Source organism: Candidatus Pyrohabitans sp. (assembly GCF_054014795.1).
Window position 1 is genome coordinate 1 of the sequence record NZ_JBPMGE010000078.1, and the last position, 14585, is coordinate 14585.

General features: G+C 54.5%; 16 protein-coding genes. 11 read left to right on the plus strand and 5 right to left on the minus strand.

Annotation, left to right across the window (positions count from 1 at the left end; genetic code table 11):
* From ACXJJW_RS08190 to ACXJJW_RS08205, 4 genes are all read left to right on the plus strand, one after another.
* On the plus strand, positions 1-258 hold a 258-nt coding region (locus ACXJJW_RS08190; RefSeq protein ID WP_456475253.1), incomplete at its 5' end, for a hypothetical protein.
* A complete protein-coding gene (gene aroC / locus ACXJJW_RS08195; protein ID WP_456475254.1) occupies positions 222-1316 on the plus strand; it encodes a chorismate synthase in 1095 nt (364 codons plus the stop codon). The genes ACXJJW_RS08190 and aroC, both read left to right, overlap by 37 nt.
* Positions 1317-1355: 39 nt before the next feature.
* Positions 1356-2222, plus strand: a complete 867-nt coding sequence (gene mptA / locus ACXJJW_RS08200; RefSeq protein ID WP_456475255.1) for a GTP cyclohydrolase MptA — start codon at positions 1356-1358, stop codon at positions 2220-2222.
* A 46-nt stretch (positions 2223-2268) separates the two neighbouring features.
* Positions 2269-2844 carry an endonuclease dU gene (locus ACXJJW_RS08205; RefSeq protein ID WP_456475256.1) on the plus strand — a complete coding sequence of 192 codons (576 nt, stop codon included), beginning with the start codon at positions 2269-2271 and terminating at the stop codon, positions 2842-2844.
* A gap of 3 nt (positions 2845-2847) precedes the next feature.
* Here ACXJJW_RS08205 and ACXJJW_RS08210 read toward each other — a convergent pair whose 3' ends face one another.
* The gene (locus tag ACXJJW_RS08210; RefSeq protein ID WP_456475257.1) at positions 2848-4029 is read right to left on the minus strand and encodes an ADP-dependent glucokinase/phosphofructokinase; all 1182 of its coding nucleotides are present in this window, start codon (positions 4027-4029) and stop codon (positions 2848-2850) included.
* A gap of 144 nt (positions 4030-4173) precedes the next feature.
* Between ACXJJW_RS08210 and ACXJJW_RS08215 the strand changes: the two genes are divergently transcribed.
* The 4 genes from ACXJJW_RS08215 (at position 4174) to ACXJJW_RS08230 (ending at position 8987) form a co-directional block, all read left to right on the plus strand.
* The gene (locus ACXJJW_RS08215; RefSeq protein ID WP_456475267.1) at positions 4174-5193 is read left to right on the plus strand and encodes an iron ABC transporter substrate-binding protein; all 1020 of its coding nucleotides are present in this window, start codon (positions 4174-4176) and stop codon (positions 5191-5193) included.
* Positions 5194-5203: 10 nt separating this feature from the next.
* Entirely contained in the window at positions 5204-6802 is a 1599-nt protein-coding gene (locus tag ACXJJW_RS08220; RefSeq protein ID WP_456475258.1) for an ABC transporter permease, read from the plus strand.
* A gap of 2 nt (positions 6803-6804) precedes the next feature.
* Positions 6805-7830 (plus strand): ABC transporter ATP-binding protein, encoded by a 1026-nt coding sequence (locus ACXJJW_RS08225; RefSeq protein WP_456475259.1) that lies wholly within the window; start codon positions 6805-6807, stop codon positions 7828-7830.
* A gap of 131 nt (positions 7831-7961) precedes the next feature.
* Positions 7962-8987 carry a polyprenyl synthetase family protein gene (locus ACXJJW_RS08230; protein WP_456475260.1) on the plus strand — a complete coding sequence of 342 codons (1026 nt, stop codon included), beginning with the start codon at positions 7962-7964 and terminating at the stop codon, positions 8985-8987.
* Here the strand turns inward: ACXJJW_RS08230 and ACXJJW_RS08235 are convergent.
* Genes ACXJJW_RS08235 through ACXJJW_RS08245 form a run of 3 tightly spaced genes read right to left on the minus strand, consistent with a single transcriptional unit; the run spans position 8984 to position 11651 of the window.
* On the minus strand, positions 8984-9826 hold the full coding sequence (locus ACXJJW_RS08235; RefSeq protein ID WP_456475261.1) for an amidohydrolase family protein: 843 nt from the start codon (positions 9824-9826) through the stop codon (positions 8984-8986). The genes ACXJJW_RS08230 and ACXJJW_RS08235 overlap by 4 nt on opposite strands.
* Position 9827: 1 nt before the next feature.
* Complete coding sequence (locus tag ACXJJW_RS08240; protein WP_456475262.1) at positions 9828-10352, minus strand: hypothetical protein; 525 nt, start codon at positions 10350-10352, stop codon at positions 9828-9830.
* A gap of 36 nt (positions 10353-10388) precedes the next feature.
* Positions 10389-11651, minus strand: coding sequence for a hydroxymethylglutaryl-CoA reductase, degradative (locus tag ACXJJW_RS08245; protein ID WP_456475268.1), 1263 nt, complete (start codon positions 11649-11651; stop codon positions 10389-10391).
* A 116-nt stretch (positions 11652-11767) separates the two neighbouring features.
* Between ACXJJW_RS08245 and ACXJJW_RS08250 the strand changes: the two genes are divergently transcribed.
* The 3 genes from ACXJJW_RS08250 to thsB all read left to right on the plus strand — a co-directional run bounded on the left by ACXJJW_RS08250 (position 11768) and on the right by thsB (position 14178).
* A complete protein-coding gene (locus tag ACXJJW_RS08250) occupies positions 11768-11992 on the plus strand; it encodes a type II toxin-antitoxin system HicB family antitoxin (RefSeq protein WP_456475263.1) in 225 nt (74 codons plus the stop codon).
* Positions 11989-12156, plus strand: a complete 168-nt coding sequence (locus ACXJJW_RS08255) for a type II toxin-antitoxin system HicA family toxin (RefSeq protein ID WP_456475264.1) — start codon at positions 11989-11991, stop codon at positions 12154-12156. Before ACXJJW_RS08250 ends, ACXJJW_RS08255 begins: the two co-directional genes overlap by 4 nt.
* 384 nt (positions 12157-12540) lie before the next feature.
* Positions 12541-14178 carry a thermosome subunit beta gene (thsB, locus tag ACXJJW_RS08260; protein ID WP_456475265.1) on the plus strand — a complete coding sequence of 546 codons (1638 nt, stop codon included), beginning with the start codon at positions 12541-12543 and terminating at the stop codon, positions 14176-14178.
* A 171-nt stretch (positions 14179-14349) separates the two neighbouring features.
* Here thsB and ACXJJW_RS08265 read toward each other — a convergent pair.
* On the minus strand, positions 14350-14585 hold a 236-nt coding region (locus tag ACXJJW_RS08265), incomplete at its 5' end, for a hypothetical protein (RefSeq protein ID WP_456475266.1).

Genomic DNA, 14585 nt, shown 5'->3' on the forward strand with positions numbered 1-14585 from the left:
TACCACATTATGTGGATGCAACCAACTGTGGTTGCGCAAACTTCAGAAAGTTTGATCAGCAACTGCAGACAGTTGCTCTCGGGTTACATGACGAGACTCGCTTCGCTCGTTCTAGCCACCATCATCATATTGCGGTATCTACGATACCGCTATTTTATAGTTATAGGCGGCAGAGCAGCGAGAAGCAAACATATAAAAGGTGGAGGAGGAGAAGGAGTAATATGCCCGGAAACACCTTCGGCAGAGCCTTCAGAGTGACCACCTTCGGCGAGAGCCATGGTAAAGCGGTGGGTGTGATTGTGGACGGCTGCCCTGCGATGCTGGAGCTGAGCGAGGCTGATATACAGTGCGAACTGGACAGGCGAAAGCCGGGGCAGAGTGCCGTCACCACTCCGAGAAGAGAAGAAGACCGTGTGCAGATTCTCTCTGGAATTTTCGAGGGAAAAACCACAGGCGCGCCGGTAGCAATGGTGGTATACAACAGGGAATACGACTCTTCGGTATATGAGGAGCTGAGATTCAAGCCCCGCCCCGGACATGCTGATTTAACATACTTCCTCAAGTACGGGCACAGGGACCACCGCGGCGGTGGCAGGGCCTCTGGAAGGGAGACTCTCGCCAGAGTTGCAGCCGGGGCCATAGCCAAGAAGCTCCTGGGCACAAGGGGTGTTGAGATACTCGCCCACACCGTGGAAATCGCCGGGGTGCGCGCAGGAGAGGTAAGCCTTGAAGACATCCGGAAAAATCCAGAAAGAAACAGCGTGCGCTGTGCTGACCCCGCAAAGGCCAGAGAGATGGAGGAGAAGATACTCAAGGCAAAGCAGGAGGGCGACTCCGTCGGTGGTGTGGTGGAGGTTATGGCTCTCAATGTACCCCCGGGACTGGGCGAACCCGTGTTTGACAAGCTCGACGCCGACATAGCAAAGGCATTGATGAGCATAGGTGCAGTGAAGGGCGTGGAGATAGGCTCTGGCTTCGCGGCGGCCCGGCGAAGGGGCTCCGAGAACAACGACGAGTTCTATGTGGAGGGTGAAAAGATAAGGAGCAGGAGCAACAACGCCGGCGGTGTGCTCGGCGGGATATCCACGGGCATGCCCATCGTAGCCAGAGTTGCTGTTAAGCCTACGTCCAGCATAGCAAAGGAGCAGCGCACAGTTGACCTGCGCACCCTTGAGGAGACAACAATAAGGGTCAGGGGAAGGCACGACCCGTGTATAGTGCCCAGAGTGGTGCCCGTATGCGAGGCGATGCTCGCTCTTACACTGGCGGACCATGCTCTCCGCTCAGGCGTTATCCCGGCGACGCGCCTTGGTTAATTTTTGTAGAGGTTAACCGCCTCGCCTACGTCGATTTTTATGGAATATCTCCTGGGATTTCAGGGAATAGAGCGCCTTGTAGAGCTTCACAGGCAGGGCAGGGTGGTGGTGCTTCTGCCCAGGATAGAGGTTTTTCTCTATCCACCCGCACGGATGCAGGTGCACAAGGTGCAGGAGGTGGTAACCTCCGCCATAGATGAGGTCGTGGCGAAGGGTATCTCCTCACCCGAGGAGCTTCCCATGCTTGCGCTAAAGCAGATCCATAAATCCCTGCTCGAGATTGAGCGCGCCCGCGTGGAGATGCGCGCCGAGTACATAGTGTTCAGGCACACCCCCATAACAAAACAGGAAACCCAGGAGATGTACCAGATTCTTGCAAGGGCAATGCTCGAGGATGGAAAAATTACGCCCATGCTGGGCGCGGAGGTAACCGGGATAACAGCCTGCCCCTGCGCACATGAGGGACTGGTGGAAAAGACGCGGGAAAAGCTGAAGAGGGAGTTCTCAGACGCTGAGATAGAGAGGATATTCAGCTCTGTGCCCGTGGCGAGCCACAACCAGCGCAACATCTCAACGCTTATGCTCAGCGTTGCCGAGAGGGGGCAAATAGATGTGGACGGGCTTATAGACATACTTGAGCGCTCCATGAGCTCCCGCCTTTACGAGGTGCTCAAGCGCGAAGATGAGGTGGAGGTGGTCTACCGCGCCCATCTCAACCCGAACTTCGTCGAGGATACTGTGCGTAAAATCCTTGTAAACACCCTTGAGAGGTTTCCCCACCTCTCAGATGACACCCTGGTGTATGCGAAGAGTGAGAGCCTTGAGAGCATACACCAGCACAATGCCTTGGCAGAGAGGTTCACAACCCTCGGAGAGCTCAGGAGAGAGGTGGGAGATTACCTGTAACCGCTGAGGGATAAGGCGTATATAAGCGCACCGACAAATTAGATTTATGGCGCTGCACTTCTTCAAGCGGGGGCTTCGTGCTCTTGGCATAGCTGAGAGCTTTGTAAAGCAGCGCAACAGAGCTGTGCTTGCAGGCGTGGTCATGCGCGGCGACCTGCAGGTGGACGGCTTTGGCTTTGCTGAGGTGACCCTCCGGGGCCTCGATGCCACACAGGGTGTGATTGATATATATAGGCAGCTTGGGCGGCGGGATATCAATCTTATTATGCTGAACGGCTGCATCATAAGCCTCTTCAATCTGATAGACCTGGACAGGGTTTATGAAACCCTTGCCAGGCCTGTAATCTGCGTTACCTATGAGGAGAGCTCTGGTCTGGAAAAGTACCTGCGTGAGTTCAGCGACGCAGAAGCCAGACTGGAGATTTACCGGCGTCTCGGCGGGCGCAGTGAGCTCAAGCTTAACACGGGCTACAGGGTCTTTGTGCGCTACCGCGGGCTTGAACCGCACGAGGTAAGGCATGCCCTGAACCTCTTCACCCTCCAGGGCTCGGTGCCGGAGCCTCTCAGGGTGGCGCGCCTGCTTGCAAGGGCCGTGCTCAGGTGGCGGTCAGGTGCTTTATAAGTCTCAGACAACCAGCGTAAACCCCAGGGCGAAGGTGTCTCCCAGCCCTACGGTTGCCTCCGGGTTTTCCACATAAAGCGCCGGCACAACCACCAGGCCCTTCTCAAAGCTGTGCCTCATAAGCTCCCTTCTCGCCTCTATCCCAGGGCGACACGGCCTTGGCGGAGAGAAGCGCTCAAGCTCGCCCATGCCCGGGGGCCTGCCGTACTTTGCCCTGTAGGCTGCGAGCAGAGAACCGAACTGCAGTGCTGCCCTGATCTGCTTTGGGTAGTCGTCGCTCAGGCAGAGGGAGTAGTGCGAAGTGTGAAGCACCACCCGCTCGGCATAGCCGGCGGCGACCTCAAGCGCCGGGATTAGCTGAGCCTCGCCGGTTAGCTGGTAAAGTTCTCCCTCGTCGAAGCACACACTGTCCATGAGAGGAAAAAGGCGGCGCTTAACTTCGCGCAGAACGCGCTGGCTGTGGTACTGCGCCATCTCCAGGTGAAGGAAGAGTCCGGGGTTTAGCTCCCTCCACTCCTCTATAATCCTCTCCACCTCCCTCACCCTTCCGGCGTACTCAGGGCTGGTTAAATGAAAACCCGAAATCACGCCCTTTGTTATGCCCTTAATTTCATCCCGCATAAGCTCCACAAACTTCCTGTCTATCCTCAGCTCAGCCACTGGCGGGTCATAGGAGGCGATAAAGCGCGTAGCCTCTGGCACAATGCTGCCAAAGTGGGAATCGCCTCTCTTAAGCTCTATCACATAGTGCATCGCGGGCATACACTCCTCCTCAAGCTCTCGCACAGGTACAAAGCCCTCCCTGCTCGCCACCAGCACGTGCTCATCCAGAAGCTCACCTATCAGCCTGCACCCTCTGGCCAGGTGAAGATAGCTCTCAACACCCAGACGTGAGGCTGCCAGTGCCGCCTGTCCGCCCTGTCCGCCTATTGCCAAGAAGTCATAGCCCAGATTTTCGAGAAGGAAATCCAGTGTCCTTCTGCCCACCACAACCTCGCGCTGCTCCCCTGTTAAGGCGCATTCTCTCAGCGGGTTAAGTTCAGAGGGCAGCTCAAGCTCGTCGAGCTCTCCCGGTTTTGCAAGTTTCACCGCATCCACATTGACGTTGAAACCCAGCACAACCCTTTGCGCCATGTACACTCTGGCCTGCTTGAGTGCGCAGCGGTAGTAGAATCTTCTTCGCAAAGGCAACACCTATCAATGTAGTTGACACCACACCTGAAATAAGTTGTCTGTGGTTTGAAGCAAAATTTGGGAAAAACTATTTAAGTCATGATTAGGAATGCCTAATTAGGCAAGCCTAATACAAAGGAGGTGCACAGAATGAACATGAACAGACGCACATTCATAAAGTATACGGGTGCGGCAGCTTTGAGCTTCACAGCCCTTGGCTGCATAGTGGGGGAGAGCGATAAGGCGGCAGGGAAGGAGCTTACAGTATATTCAGGGCGTGGAGAGTCCCTGGTAGGCCCTTTAATAGAGAAATTCCAGAGAGATACTGGCATAAAGGTAAAGGTGCGCTATGGAAAAACCTCTGAACTTGCGGCCGCCATTTTAGAGGAGGGCAAAAACAGCCCCGCAGACCTCTACTGGGCACAGGACGCCGGAGCTCTGGGTTACCTTTCAAGAAACGGCAGGTTCCTGAAGATAGATGATGTGCTGCTGGAGAAGGTCGACCCCCGCTTCCGCTCCCGGGATAGGGACTGGCTCGGCATCACGGGCAGAGCCAGAACAGTGGACTACAACATAAACCTGGTAAAGAAGGAGGACCTCCCGGAGTCCATCTGGGAGTTCACAGAGCCCAAATGGGGCAGGGAAAAGATAGGATGGGCGCCAACAAATGGCTCCTTCCAGGCCTTTGTCACCGCCTTCAGGGTGCTCGAGGGTGAGGACAGGACGAGGGAGTGGCTGGAAGGGATTATTGCCAACAAGCCCCAGGTCTACCCCAAGAATACCCCGATAGTGGCTGCCCTTGGCAGGGGAGAAATACAGGTTGGCTTTGTGAACAACTACTACCTCCACCGCTTCCAGGCAGAGGACCCTGGTTTTCCGGTAGCGCACCACTACACCAGGGGCGACGCCGGGGCACTTGTCAACATTGCGGGTCTTGCAATGCTGGATACAGCAAAAGACAGGGAACTGGCAGAGCTTTTCATTAAATATATGCTCAGCGAAGATACCCAGCGCTACTTTGCAACAGAGACCTACGAGTATCCCCTTGTGGAGGGCATAGATGTAGTAGGGCCTCAAAAAAGCCTTTCCGAAATTGAAACTCCGGACATCGACCTCAACGACCTGTGGGACCTCGAAGGGACAGTGAAACTGCTCCAGGACGTAGGAGCCTTGTAAAGGAAAGAGGATGAAAGTCAGAGACACACTCTCCAGGAAGGTGGGGGGGCTCCCTCCCTTCCCCCTCTTATTTGGGGCTATCTTAATTCTGGCAGCTATGCTTCTCCCCCTCACCTACCTGCTGATACACACATCAAGCGCTGGGGAGAAGGCCTTAAGCCTGTTAACACACAAACGTACAGTGCAGGTGTTTGTCAACAGCCTGTTTCTCGCCCTTGCTGTCACAACCTTCTCGGCTATGATCGCCGTGCCTCTGGCTTTTCTGACGGTAAGAACCGATTTGCCAGCCCGACGCTTCTGGAGTGTTGCAACCATATTACCCCTGGCAATCCCCAGTTATGTGGGAAGCTTTGCCTTAATCTCGGCGCTTGCTCCTCGCGGAAGCATAATTCAAAATCTGCTCTCCCCTCTGGGAGTGGAGCAGTTACCCTCAATCTACGGGTTTCCGGGTGCAGTGCTGTCCCTAACCCTTTTCACCTATCCCTACATTCTGCTGAGTGTGCGCTCCGCCCTGTACGGCCTTGACCCTGCACTGGAGGAGGTGGCCCAGAGCCTGGGATATGCTCGGCGAGAAACCTTCCTCCGGGTTGTCCTGCCGCTCCTAAAGCCTTCTATTGCCGCCGGGACACTGCTGGTTGCGCTTTATTCTCTTAGCGATTTTGGCACGCCTTCGCTAATGCGCTTCGATTCATTCACCCGGGTTATATACATTCAATATCAGTCCACCTTCGACCGCAGCATGGCGGCAGTTCTCTCTGTTTTACTTGTAATGGTTGCGGCGCTCCTGGTGTATCTGGAACAGAGGGTTCGCAGGGTTAGCTATTACTCCACCAGCGCCGGTGTGAGGCGAAAACCCAAACTAATTGCCCTGGGAAAGTGGCGCTGGATAGCGCTTGCATTCTGCATCTCAGTGGTAGGGTTGGCGCTGATTTTACCCTTAAGTGTGATTGCCTACTGGCTCATCCGCGGAGTTATGGCTGGAGAAGCTTTCAACTCAATTTTTCATCTTGCCCTCAACTCTGCTCTGGTCTCCAGTCTGGCAGCTCTTGCGGTTATTCCTGCAGCGCTGATAGTGGCGGTGATTGCGGTGAGGTATCCCAGCCCGCTGAGCAAACTTATAGAGCAGAGCACCTACATAGGCTTTGCAATGCCGGGTATAGTGGTAGCCCTATCGCTGGTATTCTTTGGAGCTGGAACCCCGCTATATCAATCGATGGCGATGCTCATCTTCGCCTACATGGTTCTTTTTATCCCTCAGGCGGTGGGTACAGTACGCTCCTCCCTGTTGCAGCTAAATCCCCGCATGGAGGAGGCGGCCCGAAGTCTGGGCAGCAACGCCTGGCAGACGCTGCGCCTTGTTGTCGTCCCCCTGACGCGCCCCGGTATTTTGACGGGCTCTGCCCTGGTTTTCCTTTCCACAATGAAGGAACTGCCAGCCACGCTTCTTCTGGCTCCCATAGGATTTTCAACTCTGGCCACGAGGGTATGGTCTGCCACTGAGGATGTGTTCTTCGCCCAGGCCGCTGCCGCTTCAGTACTGCTGATTGCAGTGTCTGCACTCACCATAGTAATTATACTCTCCCAGGAGCCAAAATGGAAGGGTGAATAATAATGTATAAAGTAATACTGAAGCTGGAAAATGTCACAAAAAGCTACGGTCGCCAGGAAGCCGTGAAGAATATTTCTTTTGAGGTGAGAAGAGGTGAAATATTCGCCATCCTGGGGCCAAGTGGATGCGGAAAGACCACAACTCTTCGTTTGATTGCAGGTTTTGACAGGCAGGATGAGGGGGAGATAGTAATAGACGGAAAGGTTGTTGCAGGCATTCCGCCGGAGGACAGGAATGTGGGGATGGTATTTCAGGAATATGCCCTTTTCCCGCATCTTACCGTCGGAGAGAACGTCGCCTTCGGTTTGAGAAATACTTCCAATAAAGAAGAGATAGTACATAAGATGCTGGAACTTGTGGGCTTGAAAAGTTTTGAGGAGCGCTATCCCCATCAGCTTTCCGGCGGTCAGCAGCAGCGCGTCGCCCTTGCCAGGGCCCTTGCCCCATCCCCGGCGGTTGTACTGTTGGATGAGCCCTTCAGCAACCTCGACCCCGACCTGCGTGCCAAAATGCGCGGCGAAGTGCTCAACATCCTGCGAAGGGCAAAAACCACGGCGGTACTGGTCACTCACGACCAGGAGGAGGCATTCTCCATGGCCGACCGCGTGGCTGTGATGAATTCGGGCAGGATAGAGCAGATAGGTACGCCCGAAGAGGTCTACCACTTCCCCTCCACCCGCTTCGTCGCCGATTTTGTAGGTCAGGCGGACTTCATAAAAGGCATCGTGGAAAAGCACGGTATAGTAACCGAGCTGGGGGTTTTTCCCAATAACACTCCCTTTGCGACGGGTACCAGGGTTCAGCTCATGATAAGACCTGACGACATAACCTTCACCCCGGATGAAAGGGGCAATGGGGTGGTAGAGGACAGGGAATTCAAAGGCTCTGAGAATCTGTATTCCCTGAGATTAGCCTCTGGCAAGCTGGTGCACAGCAGCTGTGCCTCCACCCTCCTGGTGGAGCGGGGCACCAGGGTCAGAGTCAATGCTGCACCCGTGCACATTGTTGTGTTTACTGAAGATAGGTAACTCTAAAATCGCGATAATGGGATGAGCTGGTCGCATTGGACGCTTTTTCCAGGAGCGCAGAGAAAGTGTGCCTGGGGGAAATCTTTTTATTATCCAAGGCCAAAGCTAAGCCAGCTTTTGAAGGTGTGGCAATGCGCGCTGAGGATATTCTTGCAGATCACATTGGTATGATTGACAGGGAAATAAAGGCTGTTTTTCTCCAGCGCAATGAGCCCCGCCGCCTCTACGAGATGATGGAGTACCACCTCGGCTGGCTGGACGAATCGCTGAAGCCGGCGAAGCAGTACCGCGGCAAACGCTTTCGTCCCACGCTGTGCCTGCTCACCTACAAGGCTCTGGCTGGAGTCTACAACAAAGCGCTCCCGGCAGCGGCGGCGATTGAGCTAATTCACAACTTCTCGCTAATCCACGACGATATAGAGGATATGGACGAGGAGCGCAGGCATCGCCCCACGCTGTGGAAGCTCTTCGGCATACCCCACGCCATAAACGCAGGTGATGGGATGCATGTGCTGGCGAACCTGGCTGCGCTTCGCCTCCGCGAGTACAATGTCACAGATGAGAATATAGTGAATGTCCTGGCGATACTCAACAAAACCATAATGGAACTCTGTGAGGGACAGTACCTGGACATGAGCTTTGAGGAGCGCATGGACATAGATGTCGCCAGCTATCTGGATATGATTTCGCGAAAGACGGCTGCGCTCATCGAGGCGAGCACCTACATAGGAGCAATCCTCGCAACGCGGGACGAGGAGGTTATACAGCACTTCAGAAACTTCGGGCGAAAGATAGGCATCGCCTTCCAGATAATCGATGACATCATAGGCATCTGGGAGGATAAGACAGGGAAGCCCAAGGCAAGCGACATCCGCAACCGTAAGAAAACCTTACCTGTGATTTACGCCTTTGACAGGGCATCGCAGGAGGACAAAAAAATCCTCACCGAGACCTACGCAAAGGAAAGGCTCACCTGTGAGGACGTGGAGAGGGTGCTTGAAATTCTGGAAAGTACCGGGGCGAAGGAATACACCACAAAAATGGCGGAGAAGTATGAGAGCGAGGCCCTGAAGGAACTTCACGCGGCAGGGATAAAAAATGAGGCCGTGGAGAAGATAGAGGTGCTCACAGAGTTTCTTATAAGGAGGAAGTACTAGCGCCTTCGGAGCAGTGATGGTAGAAAGCCCTTTTTCCCTATTCCGAACAGCCTTGCGGCGTTGGCGTAGAATATGCGATGCCTCTCCTCCTCATTCAGCGGGAGCGCAGTTAGCTTCTCAATCTCATAACCGGGGTAGAAGTTGTACCTGAAGTCTGAGCCGAAGATTATCCTGTCTGCGCCGGAGATTTCTATTGCTCGAAGAATAACCTCACCCGGCGCGTGGGAGGTTTCGAGGTATACATTTGGCTCTGGCATGACGCTGGGCAGGTCCTCTCTGCTCCTGTGCCTCCCCATGTGGGCAAAGATGAATGTAACGCGGGGGAAGCTTGAGATTAGCTCATTCACCTCTTCGGGTGAGAAGTTGTTCTTCTCCATTCCCACGGTAAATCCGGAGTGGATAAACACAGGGATGCGAAGATGTTCCACAGCCTCAAAGAGCGTCCATACTTCATCGTCGCCGAAGGTAAAGTCCTGGAGGTTGGCATTGAGCTTCACGCCCCGCAGACCTAGCTCTGCCACGGCGCGGTCCAGCTCCTCCACCGCACCCTCGCAGCGCGGATTGACAGAGGCGAAGGGTATGAGGGCACTGTTACCCCTCGCCGCCTTTGCAACCAGGTTATTGAGCCTCTCTGCCTCGCGCAGTGAGGTTGAGGCAGCAACCGGCATGAGCACCGCCCTGGTTATGCCATGTTTCCCCATCTCCTTCAGGAGGTCCTCCACACTGCCGTAGCGGGTGACCTTTAAGCCGGTGGCCAGAAGATACTCCCCTGCCGCTTCCCTCTCAAGCCTGCTCAGCTTGCCCTCCGGAGTGAAATGCGCATGGCTGTCGATTATCATACTACTTCTCGCCCTTCAGGTACGGCACCACCTCGGCGAGAGCACGCTTAATCGCCTCTCCCTCGCCGACTATTATTAAGTGTCCCTTTCCGTGGCGCTTTATCTTCACATCGTAGCTTTGGGAGATTTCCAGCAGCCTTCGCGGCGTTAAGCTTGAGGGCTGCTTTATCCGTACCCACTTCCTCGTTCTGGGTAAGCGGGGATAGAAGCGCGAGGCGTTGAAACGGTACTCTCCGTAGCTTTCCCCAGCGTCTATGCGCTTAAAGGTGCCGCTCCAGCGCATCAGAAATTCATCGCCGAGAGGCTGGGCGACAACAAATATCTCACGCTGCGCCTCCTCCAGCAGACGCTCGACATCTAAGAGGAAGTGCTCGTCGGCGGCGCGGTTGAGCGAGGCTTCGTTTATCATGCTGCGGGCATGCCTCAGAAGCTCACTCGCTCTGGGTGCACGGAACTTCTCGCGGCTGAGCTCAACCAGCATATCCATGGTCGCCAGCCACTTCTGCTGAAGAGTTTCCAGGCTCATGGTTTTTTAAGCTATTGATAACGTGTAAAAGGAGAGCTAGAGCTTCCTTATCTCTTCCAGCACCTCTTTTGCGCGGTCAACGCGTATCCTGCGCTCTTTTACGAGAACCTCTGCCACAGCATCGACCTCCTCACCCTTGGCGCCTGCCATCACCGCTATGTTGCGAGCATGTAGCTCCATGTGCCCCCGCTGTATTCCCTCTGTTGCCAGAGCGCGAAGGGCGGCGAAGTTCTGGGCCAGCCCAACTGCTGCAATCACCCGCGCAAGCTCTTGGGCGGTTTTGACACCGAGAATCTTAACACACGCCTTTGCCACGGGATGCGACGCCGTGGCACCGCCCACCAAGCCAACGGCGACTGGAAGCTCAATCGTCGCCACCAGGTCGCCGTCGCGGTTCTCCTCATAGGTGGTTAGCGGTTTGTACCCGCGAAGTGCAGCATATGCATGTGCCCCAGCTTCTACGGCGCGGGTGTCGTTGCCGGTGGCGAGCACCACAGCAGAGACACCATTCATTATACCCTTGTTGTGGGTGGCGCAGCGGAAGGGGTCCGCCTCGGCAAAGGCATAGGCATTGAGCACGCCCTCCACCACCTCCTCGCCACCTATGGCTTCGGCTTTAAAAACAGCCTTTGCCCTCGCCAGGCGTAGAGTGGCGAGGTTGGAGATTATGCGCAGGTAGACCTTCCCGCCTGTGGCGCGCTCTATGAGCGGAGCCACCGCCTCCGCCATTGTATTAACCGCGTTAGCGCCCATTGCGTCGCGGCAGTCCACCAGCAGGTGGGTGACCACCATCGGTCCGAGCTTTGACTCGACGACGCGAACCTCAATGTCCCTGCATCCACCGCCCAGCTTTACCAGTATTGGGTCCTGCTCGTTGGCTTTGGCTATTATCTCATCCCTGATATTCAGAATCTCCATCCTCGCGGCGTAGGGGTCCTCGACGCCGCAGAGCTGCACCTGCCCTATCATTACAGGCGGCGTTGCATTGGTCACAAAGCCTCCACCTGCGCGGGCCATCTTCGCGGCGTTGCTGGCGGCAGCGACGACGCTGGGCTCCTCTATGGCCATGGGTATGAGGTAGTCTTTGCCGTCTATCAGAAAGTTGGTGGCTATGCCCAGAGGAAGTTCAAAGGTGCCTATGACGTTCTCAATCATGCGGTCAGCTTGGGTTATGGCAAGCGAACCGTGCTTTGCGATAGCCTCAACCTCCTCCTCGCCCAGGGATGCGAGGCTCCTGACCTTCTCCAGCCTCTCCTGCGGCGGAAGCTTGTAGAAGCCCGGGATTCGTGAACCTTCCATAATTATCACCGCAGGTAGCTTCGAGGCGAGAGGATAAAAAGGTTTTGTTAACCTCCTAAGAAACTGACAAACCATTATCATGTTAGTTTAACAGAAATTATTGAGGTGGAAGAGAGATGCCTGTTTACAAGGTTTCTGTGGTGATAGAGAAGGACAAGGATGGATATTTTGCCTACTGTCCTGAGTTGCAGGGATGCTATACACAAGGAGACACCTATGAAGAGGTCTTGGAGAACATTAAAGATGCAATAAAACTTCATATTAAAGACAGACTGGAAGAGGGGGAGGAGATCCCTAGAGTTGAGATGATAAACCTAGCAGCGGTGGAAGTTACGGTATGAGTGAAAAACTTCCGAGGGTGACTGCCAGAGAAGTCATAAGGGTAATTGAAAAGCTTGGCTTTCACCTTGTGAGGCAGAGTGGGAGTCATAAGATTTACAAGAATGATAAAGGTGTGCGAATTCGGTACCATACCATTTCGGAAAAATTCTACATCCAAAGGTAGTTAAGAGTATTATCAGAGATGCCGATTTAACTGTTGAGGAATTTAAGAGGATGCTGAAAAAGAGGAAGTAAAACCTACATAAACGTATTTCATCCCTTTCAGCCTCCCCTGCACCGTCTCTACCCAGGCCAAAAATCTCACTCGCAACTATAACCTTTGAGGACAATGCTCACTGCATACCCCACGAGCCACCCGAACACAGACCATAAAACCCTCATAAAAGGGACGCTCCCCCTACTTTCCTAACAAATGGTTACTAAAATTTTTTACCACGGTAACTGAGGATAATCTAATCGCTGAGCATAACGAGGCCCTCCCGAGGCTTAGTGTAAATTTTAGGGGTTATATCCCATAAAAAGTAAAATTTAAAGGAGGTGGAACAAGATGGCTGCACAGCCTGCACAGCTTGGTGGAACACCTGTGTTGATACTGAAAGAGGGAACACAGCGCACACGCGGCAGGGATGCACAGCGCACCAACATAATGGTGGCGCGCGTCATCGCAGAGGCGGTAAAGAGCACACTTGGACCGAAGGGCATGGACAAGATGCTCGTCGACACCATAGGCGACGTGGTTGTGACCAACGACGGTGCAACGATACTCAAGGAGATGGACGTGGAGCACCCCACTGCGAAGATGATGGTGGAGGTGGCCAAGACTCAGGAGAACGAGGTCGGAGACGGCACAACCACAGCGGTGGTGATTGCGGGCGAGCTCCTTAAAAACGCAGAAGACCTTCTGGACCAGGATGTGCATCCCACCATAATCGCCAACGGCTACCGCATGGCTGCAGAGAAGGCCCAGGAGGTTCTTGAGGAGATAGCCGAGCCCATAGATGTGAAGGACGATGAATTCCTGAAGAAGATTGCCAAGACAGCCATGACCGGCAAGGGCGCAGAGCTCTCCAAGGAGTACCTTGCAGAGCTGGTGGTTAAGGCTGTGCGAGCAGTGGCAGAGGAGGAGAACGGCAGGTACATCATAGATACAGACGACATAAAACTCGAGAAAAAAGAGGGCGGTGCAGTGGAGGATACCGAGCTGATCAACGGCATCGTTGTAGACAAGGAGAGGGTTCACCCCGGGATGCCCCGCAAGGTGAAGGATGCAAAGATTGCGCTGATAAACGCACCGCTGGAGATTGAGAAGACCGAGTTCGATGCCGAGATCCGCATCACAGACCCGAACCAGCTCAAGGCCTTCATCGACGAAGAGGAGCGCATGCTTCGCGATATGGTGGAGAAGATCAAGAGCAGCGGCGCCAGTGTGCTCTTCTGTCAGAAGGGCATCGACGACCTGGCGCAGCACTACCTTGCCAAAGAGGGTCTCTTTGCTGTACGCAGGGTGAAGAAGAGCGACATGGAGAAGCTGGCCAAGGCGACGGGCGCCACCATCGTTACGAACATCGACGACCTGAGCAGCGAAGACCTGGGCTACGCTGGCATAGTGGAGGAGGTCAAGATAGGCGACGACGAGATGGTGTTTGTGCGTGAGTGCAAGGACCCCAAGAGCGTGACAATACTTATACGCGGCGGCACTGAGCACATTGTGGACGAGGTGGAGCGCGCCCTTGAGGACTGCCTTGGTGTGGTGCCCGCTGCCATACACGACGGCAAGGTGCTCGCTGGTGGCGGCGCTCCCGAGATAGAGCTTGCGCTGCGACTGCGCGACTATGCCAAGACCGTCGGCGGACGCGAGCAGCTCGCCATTGAAGCCTTCGCCGATGCGCTTGAGGTCATTCCGCGCGCCCTGGCAGAGAACGCAGGCCTGGACCCGATAGACATGGTCGTAGCCCTGCGCGCAAAGCACGAGAAGGCTGAGAAGGGCTACCACTATGGTCTGGACGTGTATGAGGGGGAGGTGAAGGATATGCTCGCCGAGGGCATAGTGGAGCCACTCTCGGTGAAGAGCCAGGCTATAGACAGTGCCAGCGAGGTTGCAGTGATGATACTGCGCATCGACGATGTTATTGCAGCCAGCGGCGAGACCAAAGGTCCGGAGGGCGGGCCCGGCGAGGAGGAGTAAATCCTCCTCCTTCCTTCTTTGATTTTTGTTAGAAGAGTTGCAATTATTTTTGGCGAATTAACTCTAGAACCTAGCCAATTCTGCATGTAACCTCCCTCACTATCTCATTGAACGTCCCTGGAGTCTATGCAGCAGCCCACTGATTGTGATGTGTGGCCAGAGATAGCAAAATCACTCCATCCAGAAATGTTCGCTTTTATTAGATTGTTTCCAGAATTCGGCTTCTTCTGGTTTCAGCGCCTCACGGTGGCATGCTTCTCTTTCCCTATAATAGAAGAATAGAAGATTGCATGACCAGCCCGAGAGATACCTGTGAATCGACGAGGTTCGCGGTGAGCAAATATGTACGCCGAATACTTTTCCGGTGCACTGGCGAAAGGCTTTTATACTACCATTAATAAAAGTGG

Excerpts from the sequence above, each read along its gene's own strand:
- aroC (WP_456475254.1), top strand. The coding sequence starts at position 222 with ATGCCCGGAAACACCTTCGGCAGAGCCTTCAGAGTGACCACCTTCGGC.
- mptA (WP_456475255.1), top strand. The coding sequence starts at position 1,356 with ATGGAATATCTCCTGGGATTTCAGGGAATAGAGCGCCTTGTAGAGCTT.
- ACXJJW_RS08205 (WP_456475256.1), top strand. The coding sequence starts at position 2,269 with ATGGCGCTGCACTTCTTCAAGCGGGGGCTTCGTGCTCTTGGCATAGCT.
- ACXJJW_RS08215 (WP_456475267.1), top strand. The coding sequence starts at position 4,174 with ATGAACAGACGCACATTCATAAAGTATACGGGTGCGGCAGCTTTGAGC.
- ACXJJW_RS08220 (WP_456475258.1), top strand. The coding sequence starts at position 5,204 with ATGAAAGTCAGAGACACACTCTCCAGGAAGGTGGGGGGGCTCCCTCCC.
- ACXJJW_RS08225 (WP_456475259.1), top strand. The coding sequence starts at position 6,805 with ATGTATAAAGTAATACTGAAGCTGGAAAATGTCACAAAAAGCTACGGT.
- ACXJJW_RS08230 (WP_456475260.1), top strand. The coding sequence starts at position 7,962 with ATGCGCGCTGAGGATATTCTTGCAGATCACATTGGTATGATTGACAGG.
- ACXJJW_RS08235 (WP_456475261.1), bottom strand. The coding sequence starts at position 9,826 with ATGATAATCGACAGCCATGCGCATTTCACTCCGGAGGGCAAGCTGAGC.
- ACXJJW_RS08240 (WP_456475262.1), bottom strand. The coding sequence starts at position 10,352 with ATGAGCCTGGAAACTCTTCAGCAGAAGTGGCTGGCGACCATGGATATG.
- ACXJJW_RS08245 (WP_456475268.1), bottom strand. The coding sequence starts at position 11,651 with ATGGAAGGTTCACGAATCCCGGGCTTCTACAAGCTTCCGCCGCAGGAG.
- ACXJJW_RS08250 (WP_456475263.1), top strand. The coding sequence starts at position 11,768 with ATGCCTGTTTACAAGGTTTCTGTGGTGATAGAGAAGGACAAGGATGGA.
- ACXJJW_RS08255 (WP_456475264.1), top strand. The coding sequence starts at position 11,989 with ATGAGTGAAAAACTTCCGAGGGTGACTGCCAGAGAAGTCATAAGGGTA.
- thsB (WP_456475265.1), top strand. The coding sequence starts at position 12,541 with ATGGCTGCACAGCCTGCACAGCTTGGTGGAACACCTGTGTTGATACTG.